The sequence below is a fragment of the Streptomyces smaragdinus genome (assembly GCF_009604385.1).
GTDB classification, from domain to species: domain Bacteria; phylum Actinomycetota; class Actinomycetes; order Streptomycetales; family Streptomycetaceae; genus Streptomyces; species Streptomyces smaragdinus.
Window position 1 is genome coordinate 1 of sequence record NZ_WEGJ01000046.1, and the last position, 13,885, is coordinate 13,885.

At 73.5% G+C, this 13,885-nt stretch carries 10 protein-coding genes and 1 pseudogene; 7 read left to right on the forward strand and 4 right to left on the reverse strand.

Annotated features, from left to right (window positions below):
- Positions 1–197: pseudogene (locus SRB5_RS36030) on the forward strand (isocitrate lyase/phosphoenolpyruvate mutase family protein); the annotation flags it as partial.
- A 47-nt stretch (positions 198–244) separates the two neighbouring features.
- Here the strand turns inward: SRB5_RS36030 and SRB5_RS31700 are convergent.
- Complete coding sequence (locus SRB5_RS31700; RefSeq protein WP_153456933.1) at positions 245–1,126, reverse strand: SGNH/GDSL hydrolase family protein; 882 nt, start codon at positions 1,124–1,126, stop codon at positions 245–247.
- Between the two features lie 296 nt (positions 1,127–1,422).
- Here SRB5_RS31700 and clpX point away from each other — a divergent pair, with 296 nt between their 5' ends.
- Together clpX and SRB5_RS31710 are read left to right on the forward strand one after the other, a co-directional pair.
- Positions 1,423–2,691: an ATP-dependent Clp protease ATP-binding subunit ClpX gene (gene clpX, locus SRB5_RS31705; RefSeq protein WP_323378811.1), complete on the forward strand. Its 1,269-nt coding sequence runs from the start codon at positions 1,423–1,425 to the stop codon at positions 2,689–2,691.
- 77 nt (positions 2,692–2,768) lie between these two features.
- Entirely contained in the window at positions 2,769–3,893 is a 1,125-nt protein-coding gene (locus tag SRB5_RS31710; protein ID WP_323378812.1) for an MFS transporter, read from the forward strand.
- Between the two features lie 26 nt (positions 3,894–3,919).
- Here SRB5_RS31710 and SRB5_RS31715 read toward each other — a convergent pair whose 3' ends face one another.
- Positions 3,920–5,104: an MFS transporter gene (locus SRB5_RS31715; RefSeq protein WP_153456935.1), complete on the reverse strand. Its 1,185-nt coding sequence runs from the start codon at positions 5,102–5,104 to the stop codon at positions 3,920–3,922.
- Between the two features lie 75 nt (positions 5,105–5,179).
- On the opposite strand from SRB5_RS31715, the gene SRB5_RS31720 reads away from it, so the two are divergent.
- Positions 5,180–6,166 (forward strand): ArsR/SmtB family transcription factor, encoded by a 987-nt coding sequence (locus SRB5_RS31720; RefSeq protein WP_153456936.1) that lies wholly within the window; start codon positions 5,180–5,182, stop codon positions 6,164–6,166.
- Here SRB5_RS31720 and SRB5_RS31725 read toward each other — a convergent pair whose 3' ends face one another.
- On the reverse strand, positions 6,167–7,090 hold the full coding sequence (locus SRB5_RS31725) for an NADP-dependent oxidoreductase (protein WP_153456937.1): 924 nt from the start codon (positions 7,088–7,090) through the stop codon (positions 6,167–6,169). It lies immediately after the preceding gene.
- A 234-nt stretch (positions 7,091–7,324) separates the two neighbouring features.
- On the opposite strand from SRB5_RS31725, the gene SRB5_RS31730 reads away from it, so the two are divergent.
- From SRB5_RS31730 to SRB5_RS31740, 3 genes are all read left to right on the forward strand, one after another.
- A complete protein-coding gene (locus SRB5_RS31730; RefSeq protein WP_153456938.1) occupies positions 7,325–8,923 on the forward strand; it encodes an ABC-F family ATP-binding cassette domain-containing protein in 1,599 nt (532 codons plus the stop codon).
- A 155-nt stretch (positions 8,924–9,078) separates the two neighbouring features.
- The gene (locus SRB5_RS31735; protein WP_153456939.1) at positions 9,079–11,604 is read left to right on the forward strand and encodes a polysaccharide lyase family 8 super-sandwich domain-containing protein; all 2,526 of its coding nucleotides are present in this window, start codon (positions 9,079–9,081) and stop codon (positions 11,602–11,604) included.
- A 279-nt stretch (positions 11,605–11,883) separates the two neighbouring features.
- A complete protein-coding gene (locus tag SRB5_RS31740; protein ID WP_153456940.1) occupies positions 11,884–12,477 on the forward strand; it encodes a TMEM165/GDT1 family protein in 594 nt (197 codons plus the stop codon).
- A gap of 2 nt (positions 12,478–12,479) precedes the next feature.
- Here SRB5_RS31740 and SRB5_RS31745 read toward each other — a convergent pair whose 3' ends face one another.
- Complete coding sequence (locus tag SRB5_RS31745; protein ID WP_323378813.1) at positions 12,480–13,835, reverse strand: serine/threonine-protein kinase; 1,356 nt, start codon at positions 13,833–13,835, stop codon at positions 12,480–12,482.
- Positions 13,836–13,885: the final 50 nt, after the last annotated feature.

Sequence of the window (13,885 nt, forward strand, 5' to 3'; positions counted from 1 at the left end):
CCACCGCCCCCACCCTCCCCCAGCTCCGCGACCTCGGCGTCCGTCGCGTCAGCCTCGGCTCCCTGCTCTACCGCCGCGCACTGGCCGACGCCGTCACAACCGCCCGCGCCATCCGCGACGGCCGGCCGCCGACCCCGGCCGCCGTCCCTTCGTACGACGCCGTCCAGGCCCTGAGCGCCCCCGCGCCGGGCGGGTGAACGGCAACCGCCCCCTGCCCACCGGACAGGGGGCGGCGTACAAGCCTCTACAGCCCCAGCACGCTCGCCGTCCGTTGGGCCATCGCCGCCTCACCGGAGGCGTTCGGATGGACGGGCACCAGGTTCGTACCGAACAGCACCGGCTCGATCCACCGCGTCCCGCTCGACGCGCACGCGTCGTGGCCCTCGGAAGCGGCGGACATGTCGACGTACGTCGCGCCCGTCTCGCCGGCGGCCTGCTGGACGGCGGAGTTCAGATGGGCCTGGAGCGACCGCAGGTACGGCACGTCGCCGCGGGCGATCGGCATCTTGACGAAGCAGGTCCAGTCGTACGACGCGGGCATGATCCACGGATAGCCCAGGATCGCGACCCGCGCGTTCGGCGCCTTGGCCTTGATCGCCCGCAGCGACTCCCGCAGCCGCGGCAGCGTGTTGGTGGTGATCTCGTCGGTGAACCTCGACCCGTACTGGTCCTTGCACGGGGAGCCGAAGCCGAGGGTGCCGACGCCGGCGGTGCCGCAGGCGAGGATGGCGTTGATGAACGTGCCGTTGTCGTTGCCGCCGATGGTGAGGGTCACCAGATCGGTCCCGGCGTTCACGGCGTCGAGCTGCGCGGGCACACCCGGGTACTGGGACTGGGTGAAGTGCTTGGTCTCCGCGCCGCCGCAGGTGACGTCCGTGAGGTCGGCGCCGGTCTTCTGGGCGAGGACGTGGGGGTAGTTGCGGGTCGTACGCAGACACAGCAGCGACGCGTCGGGGTCGAGCGGCAGTACCCCGGAGCCGGCGCTGTAACTGTCGCCGAGGGCCACGTAGTCGAGGGGCGCGGCGGCCTCGGCGGCGGCCGGCACGGTCAGCGAGAGGGCGGCGGTCCCGGCGGCGACCGCGATCGCGGCGAGTCTTCGGGTGCGGGAACGGGCGCGCAGCTTCATCGAATTCTCCTTCGAATCCTACGGGTGGGGGTCCGAGCTAACGGCCGTGGTGAAACAGAAGGTTGCTGCGACGTCTCATCGAAGTTACTGGCGGGTTTGTCGGCCGGTCAATACTCCGCGCGGGAGGTAAGAGTCCGAACTCGTACGCCCCCGCCGCCGACATGGTCCGTACCACCTGGTTTGTGCCCCGCGGACGGGGATCCTCCGTGGATGTCGACAATGGCCGGGCGACCGCGAACACACCCCTGACGCTGGCATGATGGAATGCGGTGCAGTCGAGGCTCCGGGAGGAATCCGTGGCACGGATCGGTGACGAGAGCGGCCTGCTGCGCTGCGCGTTCTGCGCGAAGTCCCAGAAGCAGGTGGGCAAGCTCATCGCCGGTCCCGGCCGGATCTGCATCTGTGACGAGTGCGTGGGGCTGTGCAACGAGCTGATCGCCGAGGAGCTCGGCGGTCCCGTCCGCGAGGAGCTGCCCGAGGCTCCGGCGCCGCGGGACATCCACGGCTTCCTGTCCTCGTACGTCGTCGGACAGGAGGAGGCCAAGAAGACGCTGTCGGTGGCCGTATACAACCACTACAAGCGGATCCGCGCCGCCGGCTCCGAACACCCCGTCGAGCTGGGCAAGTCGAACATCCTGCTGGTCGGGCCGACGGGCTGCGGCAAGACCCATCTCGTCCAGACCCTCGCCCGGCTGCTCGGCGTGCCCTTCGCGATCGCCGACGCCACGTCGCTGACGGAGGCCGGTTACGTCGGGGAGGACGTCGAGAACATCCTGCTGCGCCTGGTCCAGGCCGCCGACGGGGACGTGGCGCGGGCCGAGACCGGGATCATCTACCTCGACGAGTTCGACAAGATCGCGCGGAAGGGCGACAACCGCTCGCTCACCCGGGACGTCTCCGGGGAGGGCGTGCAGCAGGCGCTGCTGAAGATCCTCGAGGGCTCGGTGGTCAGCGTGGCGCCGCAGGGCGGGCGCAAGCAGCCGCAGCAGGAGATGCTGCAGATCGACACGACGAACGTGCTGTTCATCCTCGGCGGGGCGTTCGCCGGGATCGAGGAGATCGTGCAGGCCCGGGCGGGCAGCCGCGGCATCGGCTTCGGCGTGGTCCAGCCCGCCCCCGAGCGCGCGCCCGCCGCGACGCGGGTGCTGCCGGACGATCTGCTGAAGTTCGGGCTGATCCCGGAGATCGTCGGCCGGCTGCCGGTGATCACGTCGGTGGAGCGGCTGGACCGCGAGGCGCTGGTCCGGATCCTGGTGGAGCCGCGCAACGCGCTGCTCAAGCAGTACCAGCGGCTGTTCGAGCTGGACGGGGTGCGGCTGGAGTTCACCGACGACGCCGTGGAGGCCGTCGCCGAGCAGGCGCTGCTGCGCCGCACGGGCGCGCGGGCGGCGCGGGCGGTGCTCGAGGAGGTGCTGCAGCATCTGATGTACGAGGTGCCCTCCCGCGACGACGTCGAGGCGATCGTCGTGGACCGGGACACCGTGCTGCAGAACGTCAACCGGACCCTGATCCCGCGGCGGCGCACCGAGGAGGACGGGCCGCAGGCGCACGGAAAATCCGCCTGAGTGTCGGTGGGCGCGGCTACGCTGGTCGTATGACTCAGCGACATTGATCCTCACGTTCGCGCCCCCGGCTGCCGGGGGTGTTGTACCTCTACTCGTTCCTGGACGACTTCGTCCTGCTGTACCCGGTGTACGCGCTGCTGTTTGACGACGCCGGGTTGTCCGTCGGGCAGATCTCCTCGCTGTTCGTCCTGTGGTCGGTGACCGGGCTGCTCCTCGAGGTGCCCGCCGGTGCCTGGGCGGACCGTGTCTCGCGCCGGCTGCCGCTGTGCGTGGGGCCGCTGCTGACGGCGGTGGGGTTCGCGCTGTGGGTGCTGGTGCCCGGGTTCTGGACGTTCGCGGCGGGCTTCGTGCTGTGGGGTGCCAAGGGGGCGCTCGCCTCGGGGTCGCTGGAGGCGCTGGTCCACGACGAGCTGGCCCGGGAGGGCCGGGCGGACGCGTACGCCCGCGTCATGGGGCGGGCCGAGTCCGCGGGGCTGCTGGGGGTCATGGCGGGTACCGGGCTTGCGGGGCCGGTGCTGGCCTCCGGGGGGTTTCTCGCGGTGGGGGCGGCGAGTGTGGTGGCCTCCCTGGTGACGGCTGGGGTGGGTCTTGGGTTTCCCGGCGGTCGTGTCGCCTCCGAGGACGACGGTCCGCCGCTGCGGTCCGCGCTGGCGGAGGTCCGCCGCGTGCGCGGTGCGGTGCTTCTCGTCCCGGCCGTCGCGGCGGTGTGGGGGGCGCTCGACGAGTACACGCCGCTGCTGGCCCGGGAGGCCGGTGCGGGGGACGCGGCGGTGCCGTGGCTGCTGCTGGTGGTGTGGGCGGGTGCCACGGCCGGCGGGCTGCTGGGCGGGATCTGGCCCTCCGGCGGGTCGCTGCCTCTGCTGCTGACGGGGTCCGCGGTGGCCCTGGCCGCGGGCGCGGCGGTGCGGCATCCGGGCGGGATGGTGCTGGTGGGGGTGGCGTTCTGCGGGTTCCAGCTGGCGGGGGTGGTGGCCGGTGCCCGGCTGCAGGCGCGCATCGAGGGGGCGGCCCGGGCGACGGTGACGTCTGTCGCGGGGCTGGGGACGGACGTGGCTACGGTGGGGGTTTATGGGGGGTACGCGGTGGTCTCCGGGGTGGGGTCGCACGCGGTGGCGTTCGTGGTGTTCGCGGTGCCGTATGTGGTGGTGGCGGGGGTGCTCGGGGGGCGTCGTAAAGGGGCCCGCTTCCGCACACCCCCGTAAACGGGCGCGGAAACGGGCCCCCAGTCTCACGCCACCAGCGCGTGCCCCGTCCGCCGCTCGATCCGCCCCCGCAGGATCAGCGTCCCCGCCGCCGTCCCCAGGCCGCCCGCCAGGGCCGACCACCAGAGCACCGCCGGGCCCGCCGCCGTGTACAGCGCCACCCCGGCGGTCAGCGCGGCGAAGCGGGCCACCCCCCACACCCACTGGAACGCCCCCTGATAGCGGCCCCGCGCGTGCTCCGGCGCCAGCTCCGCCACCAGCGCCGCCGCGATCCCGGCCACCACCACCTCCCCCAGCGACCAGACGACGACCGACACCGCGTAACCCGGCACGCTGTCCGCGATCCCGGTGAGCGCCACCCCCACGGCGATCAGCGCGCTGCCCGCCGCCTGCACCGGCACCTGCGGCAGCCGCGCCAGCAGGGCCGAGGCGAACGGCTGGACGGCGACCACGAACACCGCGTTCGTCGCCGCCATCGCCCCGTACACCGCCGGCGACAGCCCCGAGTCGCGGATCGCCAGCGGCAGCGCGACCTCGGTGAGCGAGTAGACGAACAGCCCCACCGCGAACAGCGGCATCAGCGCGAGCATCAGCCGGTCGCGCAGTACGACCCCATAACCCATGCCGTCCTTGTCACCCCGAAGGACCCGCGGCGGCTCCCCGATCCGTACGAACACGATCCCCGCGAACAGCAGCATCGTCGCCGCGTCCACCGCGAACAGCAGCCAGTACCCGTGCGCCGCCAGGACGCCGCCCAGCACGCCGGCGACCGCGGTGCCGATGTTCACGCCCCAGCCGAACAGCACGTACGCCCGCTGCCGGGTCTCCCCCTCGACGGAGTCGGCCATCAGCGCGTACGACGCAGGCGAGACCATCGCCCCGGCCGCGCTGAGCGCCAGCGCCGCCGCGGCCGTCGTCGCCACGCCCGGCGCCGCGTACAGCGCGCCCTGCGCCGTCGCGGCCGCGACCAGGCCGGTCAGCATCGTCCGGCGGCGGCCCACCCGGTCGGCGAGCAGCCCGCCGAGGGCGGGGCCGAGGAGGTTGCCCGCGCCCAGGGCGCCGAGGACGAGCGTGGTCTGCGTGCCGGTGATGTCGCGGGTGGCGAGGAAGAAGACGAGGAACGGGGTGACGAGGTAGCCGAGCCGGTTCACGATCGTGCCGGCGAAGAGGGTCCAGACGGTGGGCGGCAATCCGCGGAAGGTGGCGAACATGTGCGACAGCGTGCAGCTCCACACGCCGTGCCTCCTATTGATTAAGCTGGGGCCGAATCGATCAGGGGGTAGAGGATGGACACTCGGCTCAGCTTCTCCGCGGCGGACATGGCGGAGATCCGCTTCGCGGTCTCGCCGCTGTGGGAGGTGCTCACCAGCTTCCGGCTGCTGCGCGGCGCCCCCGAGCTGCCGTCGCAGCGCCGCTGGGCCGGGCCGGCGCGGGAGCGGCTGGCGGAGGCCGGGCTCGACCGGGGCTGGCTGGCGCTGCTCGCCCCGCCCGGGAGCTACGTCGCCGATCTGCTGACGCCCGCCCCGCGCACGTCGTTCCCCACGCTGGAGGCGGAGCTGGCGGCCGTACGGGCGACGCCGCCCGCCCGGGTACGGGACGAGCTGGGGCGGCTGGCCAAGGACCGCCCGGGGCTGGAGCGTTCGCCCCGCTACCGGCTGCTGTACGACGAGCCCGCCGCGATGCTGGCCAAGGTCACCGCCGAGATCGAGACGTATTGGGAGCTGGCGCTCGCCCCGTACTGGCAGCGGATCCGGCAGCTGCTGGAGGCCGATCTGTTCCATCGCGCCCGGCTGGTCGCCGAGTACGGCGCCGGGTATGTGCTGGGGGAGCTGCACGAGTCCGTGAGCTGGGACGACGGCGCGCTGCGGCTGGTGCGGCGGCACTGCGGGCTGCTGCGCGGACAGGCCGGCTCGGGGCTGGTGCTGGTGCCCACGGCGTTCGCCTGGTCGCGGGTGCTGACGGTGTCCGTCGCGCCCGAGCCGCCGCAGCTGGCGTATCCGGCGCGGGGCATCGGCGCGCTGTGGGAGCCGCGGCCGTGCGCGGTGGACGCGGTGGCCGGGGTGCTGGGGCGGTCGCGGGCGCTGCTGCTGCAGGAGCTGGACACCCCGGCGTCGACGTCCGCGCTGGCGGCCCAGTTCGGGCTGTCGGCGGCCGGGGTGTCGCAGCATCTGACCGCCCTGCGTGACGCGCGGCTGGTGACGGCGCACCGCGTGGGGCGGTCGGTGCTGTACGCGCGTACGGCCGTGGCCGACGCGCTGCTCAGCCCCTCCTGATCAGACGGTGAGGACGACCTTGCCCCGTACCCGCCCGGACTCGCTGAGCCGCCACGCCTCCGCCGCCCGCTCCAGCGGCAGCGCCCGGTCCACGTGGACGGTGAAGCGGCCCTCGTCGGCGAGCTGCGTCAGCGCCGTGAGGTCGGAGGAGTCGGGGCGGACCCACACGTAGTGGCCGCCCTTCTCCTTCGCGGAGGCGTCGGTGATGGAGGCGACGCGGGACTTGTCGTCCTTCAGCAGGGCCAGGGAGATGTCGACGGCGTCGCCGCCCACGTAGTCCAGCGCCGCGTCCATGCCGTCGGGGGCCAGCGCGCGGACCCGGTCCGCGAGACCTTCGCCGTACGTCACGGGCTCGGCGCCCAGGGCGCGCAGGTAGTCGTGGTTGCGCTCGCTGGCGGTGCCGATGACGCGGGCGCCGAGCGCGGCGGCGATCTGCACGGCGGCGGAGCCGACCCCGCCGGCGGCGGCGTGGATCAGGACGGTGTCGTCCTTCGTGAGGCCGACGCGCTCGATGGACTGGTACGCGGTCAGCCCGGCCAGCGGCACGCCGGCGGCCTGCTCCCAGCTGAGGGTGCGGGGCTTTCGCGCGAGGTGGCGGACGTTCGCGGTGACCAGCTCGGCGTACGTGCCCATCTGGGCCCAGTCCTTGCGGACGTAGCCGTACACCTCGTCACCGGGCGCGAAGTCGTCGGCGTCCAGCCCGACGCGCTCGACCACCCCCGCCACGTCCCAGCCGGGGATGAACGGGAACGCCGCCTCCATCACCGGGTCGAGCCGCCCGGCGGCGAGCTTCCAGTCGACGGGATTGACCCCGGCGGCCTTGACGCGGACAAGCACCTCCCCGGGACCCACCTTGGGCTCGGGGAGGTCGGTGAGCTGCAGGTCGTCGGCGGTGCCGTACTGGTGGAGAACGATTGCCTTCATGGTTTCGGAGCGTAGTGGGCGGGGCGGGGGCCGGCGGGACGGACCCGGGCGTGGCCCCGTAAAACCGATCGTGTAAGCCGGGGCGATCTTGCTACGGTGGAGGACATGGTGACTTACGGGTACTACTACTTCCGCTGAAAGGGCGCGGACGCCCGACGATCCGCCGCGCTGTGACGCGGCCCTCCGGCGTCCCTCGGAACTCCCACCCGTACGCACCATCCCCAGGGAAGTCCCATGCGCGCACGCGCCCAGTCGGCGTTGCACGACGTCTCCAAGTCCTACGGCACCCGCACGATCCTCGACCGGATCACCCTCACCCTGCGCCCCGGCGAGAAGGCCGCCGTCATCGGTGAGAACGGCTCCGGCAAATCCACCCTCCTCCGCCTGCTCGCCGGGGCGGAGAAACCCGACTCCGGCGAGGTGACCGTCCACGCCCCGGGCGGTGTCGGCCATCTCGCCCAGACCCTCGACCTCGACCCGTCCCGCACCGTGCGGGACGCGGTGGACGCCGCGCTCGCGGACCTGCGCGCCCTCGAGGAGCGGCTGCGCGCCGCGGAGGAGACCCTCGGCGAGGACGAGGCGTCCCTCACGGCGTACGGCGACCTGCTCACCGCGTACGAACAGCGCGGCGGCTACGACGCCGACGCCCGCGTCGACACGGCCCTGCACGCCCTGGGCCTCGCCCGGATCACCCGCGACCGCCGCCTCGGCACGCTGTCCGGGGGCGAGCTGTCCCGGCTGGCGCTGGCCTGCGTGCTGGCGTCCGCGCCCGAACTGCTGCTGCTGGACGAGCCGACGAACCACCTCGACCGCGACGCCGTCGCCTGGCTCGAGGAACGCCTCACAGCGCATCACGGCACGCTCGTCGTCATCACCCACGACCGGGCGTTCCTCGAACGCGTCGCGACGGTCATCCTCGAGGTCGACCGCGACACCCGGTCCGTCACCCGGTACGGCGACGGCTGGGACGGCTACCGCGCCGCGAAGGCCGCCGCCCGGCGGCGGTGGGCGCAGCGGTACGAGGAGTGGCTGGCCGAGCTGGCCGGCACCGAGGAGCTGGTGGAGGCCGCGGGACGGCGGCTGGCCGGGACCGGCGGGGATCCGAGGCAGGGCTTCGGCAAGCACCGGCGGTCGCACGAGGCGAAGCTGGGCGGCCAGGTGCGGGCGGCGCGGCGGCGGCTCGTCGAGCTGCGTGCGGCCCCGGTGCCGCCGCCCCCGGAGCCGCTGCGGTTCGCGGCGGGGATGACCGCGGGCCCGGGGGACGACGGCGTGCGGCTGGACGGTGTGCGGGTCGGGGAGCGGCTGCGGGTCGACGCGCTGGCGGTGCCGGCGGGCGGGCGGCTGCTGGTCGCGGGGCCCAACGGCGCCGGGAAGACGACGCTGCTGCGGGTGCTCGCCGGTGACCTGCGGCCGGACGCCGGGACGGTGCGCCGGCCGGGGCGGGTCGGGTATCTGGCGCAGGAGGTCCCCGTGCGGGGGGCGCGGGGGACGGTGCTGGAGGCGTACGCGGCGGGGCGGCCGGGGTTCGCGGAGGAGTACGCCGAGGGGCTGCTGGCGCTCGGGCTGTTCCGGGAGGAGGACTTCGGGGTGCCGGCGGCGGACCTGTCCGTGGGGCAGCGGCGGCGGCTGGCGCTGGCGCGGCTGGTGAGCGTACCGGCGGAGCTGCTGGTGCTGGACGAGCCGACGAACCACCTCGCCCTGGACCTGGTCGGAGACCTGGAGGCGGCGCTGGCCGCGTACCCCGGCACGGTCGTCGCCGTGTCCCACGACCCGGCCTTCCGCGCCGGGTTCGGCGGGGAGACGCTCGAACTGCGGGACGGGCGGGTGGTGTAGGACGGGCGGGGGGCGGGAAGCCGCCCCCCGCCAAAGTCCCAGACCACTGGCATCCGCAAACCCCATGACAAGCGCTTGCCGTCGTTGCAAGGGCTCTGCTTGACTCCGCCCCAACAGCCACGCCCCACGCAGGTTTTCGTCCCGGGAGGCACCGTATGGAACTCACGCGCAGGCGACTGCTCTCCGCCCTGTCCGCCGCCGGTGTGCTCGCCGTCGTGCCCCCGCGGTTCGCCTCCGCGGCCGAATCCGCCGCGGGGAGCGCGTCCGTGCTGGCCAACACCGTCGCCGTGTTCGCCGGCACCCCCGAGTCCAACGCCCGCCCCGAGACCGCCGCCAAGCTCACCGCGATGGCCGCCACCGCCCGCAGCTGGCTCACCGCGATGGACGGCGCCGGGGCGAACGAGCTCTTCGCCGGTCTGCCGCTCGGCACCAACGACGCCAGCCTCAACACCAGCTACGCCCACCTCTACGACATCGCCCTGGCCACCCGAGTCCCGGGCGGCGCCAGCGATCTGACCGGCAACCAGGCCGTCCAGCGCCGCGTCATCGACGCCCTCGCCTTGCTCCACGAGCGCTACTTCGCCGACCAGTCCAAGGGCTACTACGGCAACTGGTTCAACTGGGAGATCGGCATCCCCACCAGCGTCACCAAGACGTTCGTGCTGCTCACCGACGAGCTCGCCGCCTACCGCCCCGACCTGATCCCCACCTACATCGCCTCGATGGACGCCTACCTGCGCGCCGGCAGGAACGGCGACGTCGACCTCGACTCCCGCTTCCACACCGGCGCCAACCTCGCCGACATCACCACCAACCGCATCCTCCAGGGCGCGATCCTCGGCGCGGCGGGCGAGGACCGTATCCGCAAGGCCCTCACCGACCAGCTGACGGTCTTCGCGACCATCGACCCGTACCACCTCCAGCACGACAACACCGACGGCCACTACGCCGACGGCTCGTTCATCCAGCACGACTCCGTCGCCTACACCGGCTCGTACGGGAAGGCGCTGCTCACCCGCGTCGTCCAGACGCTGAAGATCCTCGACGGCACGGGCTACATGGACGGGAACGCGCTGGTCCCGGTCGTGCAGACCTGGGTGCGCGACGGGTTCGCGCCGCTGATCTTCGAGGGCTGGATGATGGAGATCGTCAAGGGCCGCGCGGTCTCCCGCACGACCACCGGCTACGCGGACGTCGCGACCATCGTCGAGGCCGCCGTCGACCTCGCCGGCTACTCCACCGGCGCCGAGGCGGACGCGCTCAGGGGCTGGGTGAAGTTCGTCCGCGGCAACTCCCGCGCCGCCCTCAACCCGGCGTCCTTCGTCTCCCCCCTCAGCATCGTCGCGTACACGGCGATCCTCGCCGACACCACGGTCCCGGCCGCCGATCTGGGCGCGACGTCGCGGACCGTCGCGTTCAACGCCATGGACAAGAACGTCCACCGCCGCCCCGGCTACGCCTTCGCGCTGGCCCGCAGCTCGGACCGGATCAGCAAGTACGAGTACATGAGCGGCGAGAACCTGATGCCCTGGTTCCAGGGCGACGGCGCGTACTACCTCTATCTGTCGGGCCAGGACCAGACCCAGGCCTTCGGCGCCGACTACTACGCCGCCGTCTCCCCGTATGCCCTGGCCGGCGTGACCGCTCCGGTGGAGGAGCGCCGCACGATTCCCGAGCTGTACGGGACGGCCTGGTACGAGAACCCCTCCCACCCGCTGAACTTCACGTCCTCCTCCGAGTCGCAGAACGCGTACGTGTACTTCCCCACCGGCACCAACCGGCACTCCGGCGGCGTCACGCTCGGCGCGTACGGGGCGGCGTCCATGGTGCAGTCCAGCGACAACGCGTGGGCGTCGCGGGACCTGCTGCCGGACGACTTCACCGTCTACCGCAACGCCTCCGCGACCAAGTCCTGGTTCCTGCTGGACGACGAGATCGTGGTCCTGGCGGCCGGTGTGGGCGACGAGGCGGGCCGGGACGTCACCACGGCCGTCGACGCCCGGCACGCGGCCGTCACCGACCAGGTGACGCTCACCGGCGCCCTGCGCGACGGCACCCTCTGGACGTCCGGCGAGGCGGACCTGCGCTGGCTGCGCTACGCCAACGCCACCCAGCGCACCGCCGTCGGCTACGTCTTCCTCTCCGCCCAGCCGGTACGGGTCGACCACACGGTGGTCACCCGCAGCCGCCGCGTGGTCCGCACCGCCAACCCGGACACCGCCGTCACCCGGCGCGTCTTCGGCGCGTCCCTCGCGCAGGGCCCGGCGTCCGCCGCGTACGCCTACGCGCTGGTGCCGGGCGCGGACGAGGCCCGGCTGCGGGCGTACGACGGGGGGCCGCTGTCGGTGCTGGCGAACACCGTGCGGCTGCAGGCCGTCAAGCACACCGGGCTCGGCCTGACGGCGGCGTCCGCCTTCACCGAGGGGCGGCACGAGGCGGCGGGCGTCGGCATCGACGGGCCGGCGTCGGTGCTGGTGCAGACCGGCGGAGGGGTGACGACGGTGGCGGCGGCGGATCCGACGATGGACCGCTCGTCGGTGTCCGTCCTGCTGCGGGGGCGGCGGCTGGCGCCCGTCTCGCAGGACGAGCGGGTGACGGTCCGGGGCGTGACGCAGGGCACGCTGATCGAATTCGACGTACGGGAGGTCTACGGGCGCAGCCTGCGGGTGACGCTGCGGTGACGTGCCTCACGATGCGCGGGCGGGCGGCCGGGCTATCCTGAGCACAGCGAAGGGGAGTAGCCCTGCGAACCGGTCGTCGACATGCTGGAGCCCCCGGGCTCCCGGTGACCGGGTCCGTTCGAGCGTGAGCGGGCGGGCGAGACCTTCGGCCAGGCACAGCCATGCGCCGCCGGCGCGTGGACCCGCTGTGCCGGGCCGACCGGTCCTCCCGTCGCCCGCTTCCGGGCGCTTCGCGTGGGTCCGGGGGCCCGGCCGCTCACAGAAAGCCCGCACCCGGACATGAACCTCGACCCCGTGGCGATCTTCACCGCCTTCGGTCTGATCTTCCTCGCCGAGCTGCCCGACAAGACGATGTTCGCCTCCCTCGCCATGGGCACCCGGATGCGGCCGCTGTACGTCTGGATCGGCACCTCGTCGGCGTTCCTCGTGCATGTCGCGATCGCCGTCGGCGCCGGCAGCCTGATCGGGCTGCTGCCGAACTGGTCCGTCAAGCTGGTGTCCGCGCTGCTCTTTGGCTTCGGCGCGTTCATGCTGCTGCGCGGCGGGGGCGGCGCCGAGGAGGAGGGCGAGGAGGCCGGTGCCGCGAAGACGGTGACCGGTTTCTGGCCGGTGTACGCCACGGCGTTCATGGCGGTGTTCATCAGCGAGTGGGGCGACCTCACCCAGATCACCACGGCGAACCTCGCCGCCTCCAACGGTCCCTGGTCCACGGCCATCGGCGCCTTCGTCGCCCTGTCCGCCGTGTCGGCGCTGGCGCTGCTGGCGGGACGGTTCATCGCCAAGCGGGTGCCGCTGCAGACCGTGCAGCGGATCGGCGGCGTGTGCATGCTGGGGCTGGCGGTGTGGTCGCTGGTGGAGGTCTTCACCGGCTGAGCTCAGCGGTAGGCCTCGATCACCAGCGGGAGGTCCTCCAGCCACGTCCGCAGCCGTGAGCTGCGCCGCGCGCGTATCTGGGCGTGGTGGACGGCTCCGGCGCGGGTGATCACGGTGACGCGCAGCCGGGTGCCCTGTTCGGCGGCGTACTGGACGGCGGCGATCTCCTCCCAGCCGAAGGTGTGCGGCTCCTGGTGGGACATCCAGGCGTACGCCGCCTGGATCGTCACCCCGGTGGCGTCGATCACGACGCCGCCCGTGGAGTCGGCGGCCATGAAGCTGATGTCGCCCTCGCCGGCGGGCTTCGAGTCGGCGAGCGGATGCCCGTACGGGCCGACGGGGGGCTGTCCGTTCGGCGCGGCGGGCGGAGGTCCGTTCGGGACGAAGGGCGGCTGACCGTTCGGGCCGACGGGCGGCGGCATGTTCGGTACGGGCGTCGCGTACGGATTCGGCCCTCCGTACGCGGCGTGCGGCGGCGGTCCGTACGAGCCCTGCGGCGGGGTCGGCGGCATCGGCGGCAGCGGCGGGGGCGCGTCCGCCGGGACCTGCAGCGTCGGGGGATGCGGCGGTACGGGGGACGCCGGGGCGATGAGGTCCAGCAGCTCGCCGGGGGTGGGCCGCTCCGTCGCGTCCTTCGCCAGGCACCGGCCGACGACGTCCCGTACGCCCTCCGGGACGGCCGTCAGATCGGGCGCCTCGTGGACCGACCGGTACATCAGCCCCATCGGCGTCCCCGCCCCGAAGGCGCTCCCCCCGGCCGCCGCGACCAGCACCGCCCCCAGGGCGAACACGTCCGCAGCCCCCGTGACGGCCGTCCCCAGGGCCTGCTCGGGGGCGAGGAAGCCCGGGGTGCCGAAGGCCACGCCCGTGGTGGTCAGCCGGGCGGACTCCATGGCGCGCGCGATGCCGAAGTCGAGTACCCGGGGCCCGTCCGCCGCCATGATGATGTTGCCGGGCTTCAGATCACGGTGCACCAGCCCGCAGCCGTGGATCGCCGCCAGGGCCTCCGCCAGCGCCGCCCCGAGCCGCCGCAGCCGGTCCTCGTCCATCGCCCCCTCGGCCTCGAGCAGCCCGCCCAGCGTGGGCCCCGCGATGTAGGCCGTCGCCAGCCAGGGGGCCGCCGCGTCGGGGTCGGCGTCGACGACCTGCGCGGTGTGGAACCCGCCCACCCGGCGCGCCGCCTCCACCTCCGCCCGGAACCGCTCCCGGAAATGCGCGTCCCCCGCGAGCTCGGGCCGCGCCACCTTCACCGCGACCGACCGCCCGCCGCGCGAACGCGCCAGATACACGGTCCCCATTCCCCCGGCCCCGAGCTCACGCTCCACGGCGTACCCGCCGATCGACTCCGGCAACTCCACCGCGTTCCGCCCCCTTTTGTGTGCCGCCGGGCACCAGTATGGCGCTTGGG

Bases quoted from the DNA above. Each gene is read 5' to 3' on its own strand.
- SRB5_RS31725 (WP_153456937.1), bottom strand. From the start codon at position 7,090: ATGAAGGCAATCGTTCTCCACCAGTACGGCACCGCCGACGACCTGCAG.
- SRB5_RS31735 (WP_153456939.1), top strand. From the start codon at position 9,079: ATGGAACTCACGCGCAGGCGACTGCTCTCCGCCCTGTCCGCCGCCGGT.
- SRB5_RS31740 (WP_153456940.1), top strand. From the start codon at position 11,884: ATGAACCTCGACCCCGTGGCGATCTTCACCGCCTTCGGTCTGATCTTC.
- SRB5_RS31730 (WP_153456938.1), top strand. From the start codon at position 7,325: ATGCGCGCACGCGCCCAGTCGGCGTTGCACGACGTCTCCAAGTCCTAC.
- SRB5_RS31700 (WP_153456933.1), bottom strand. From the start codon at position 1,126: ATGAAGCTGCGCGCCCGTTCCCGCACCCGAAGACTCGCCGCGATCGCG.
- SRB5_RS31720 (WP_153456936.1), top strand. From the start codon at position 5,180: ATGGACACTCGGCTCAGCTTCTCCGCGGCGGACATGGCGGAGATCCGC.
- SRB5_RS31715 (WP_153456935.1), bottom strand. From the start codon at position 5,104: ATGTTCGCCACCTTCCGCGGATTGCCGCCCACCGTCTGGACCCTCTTC.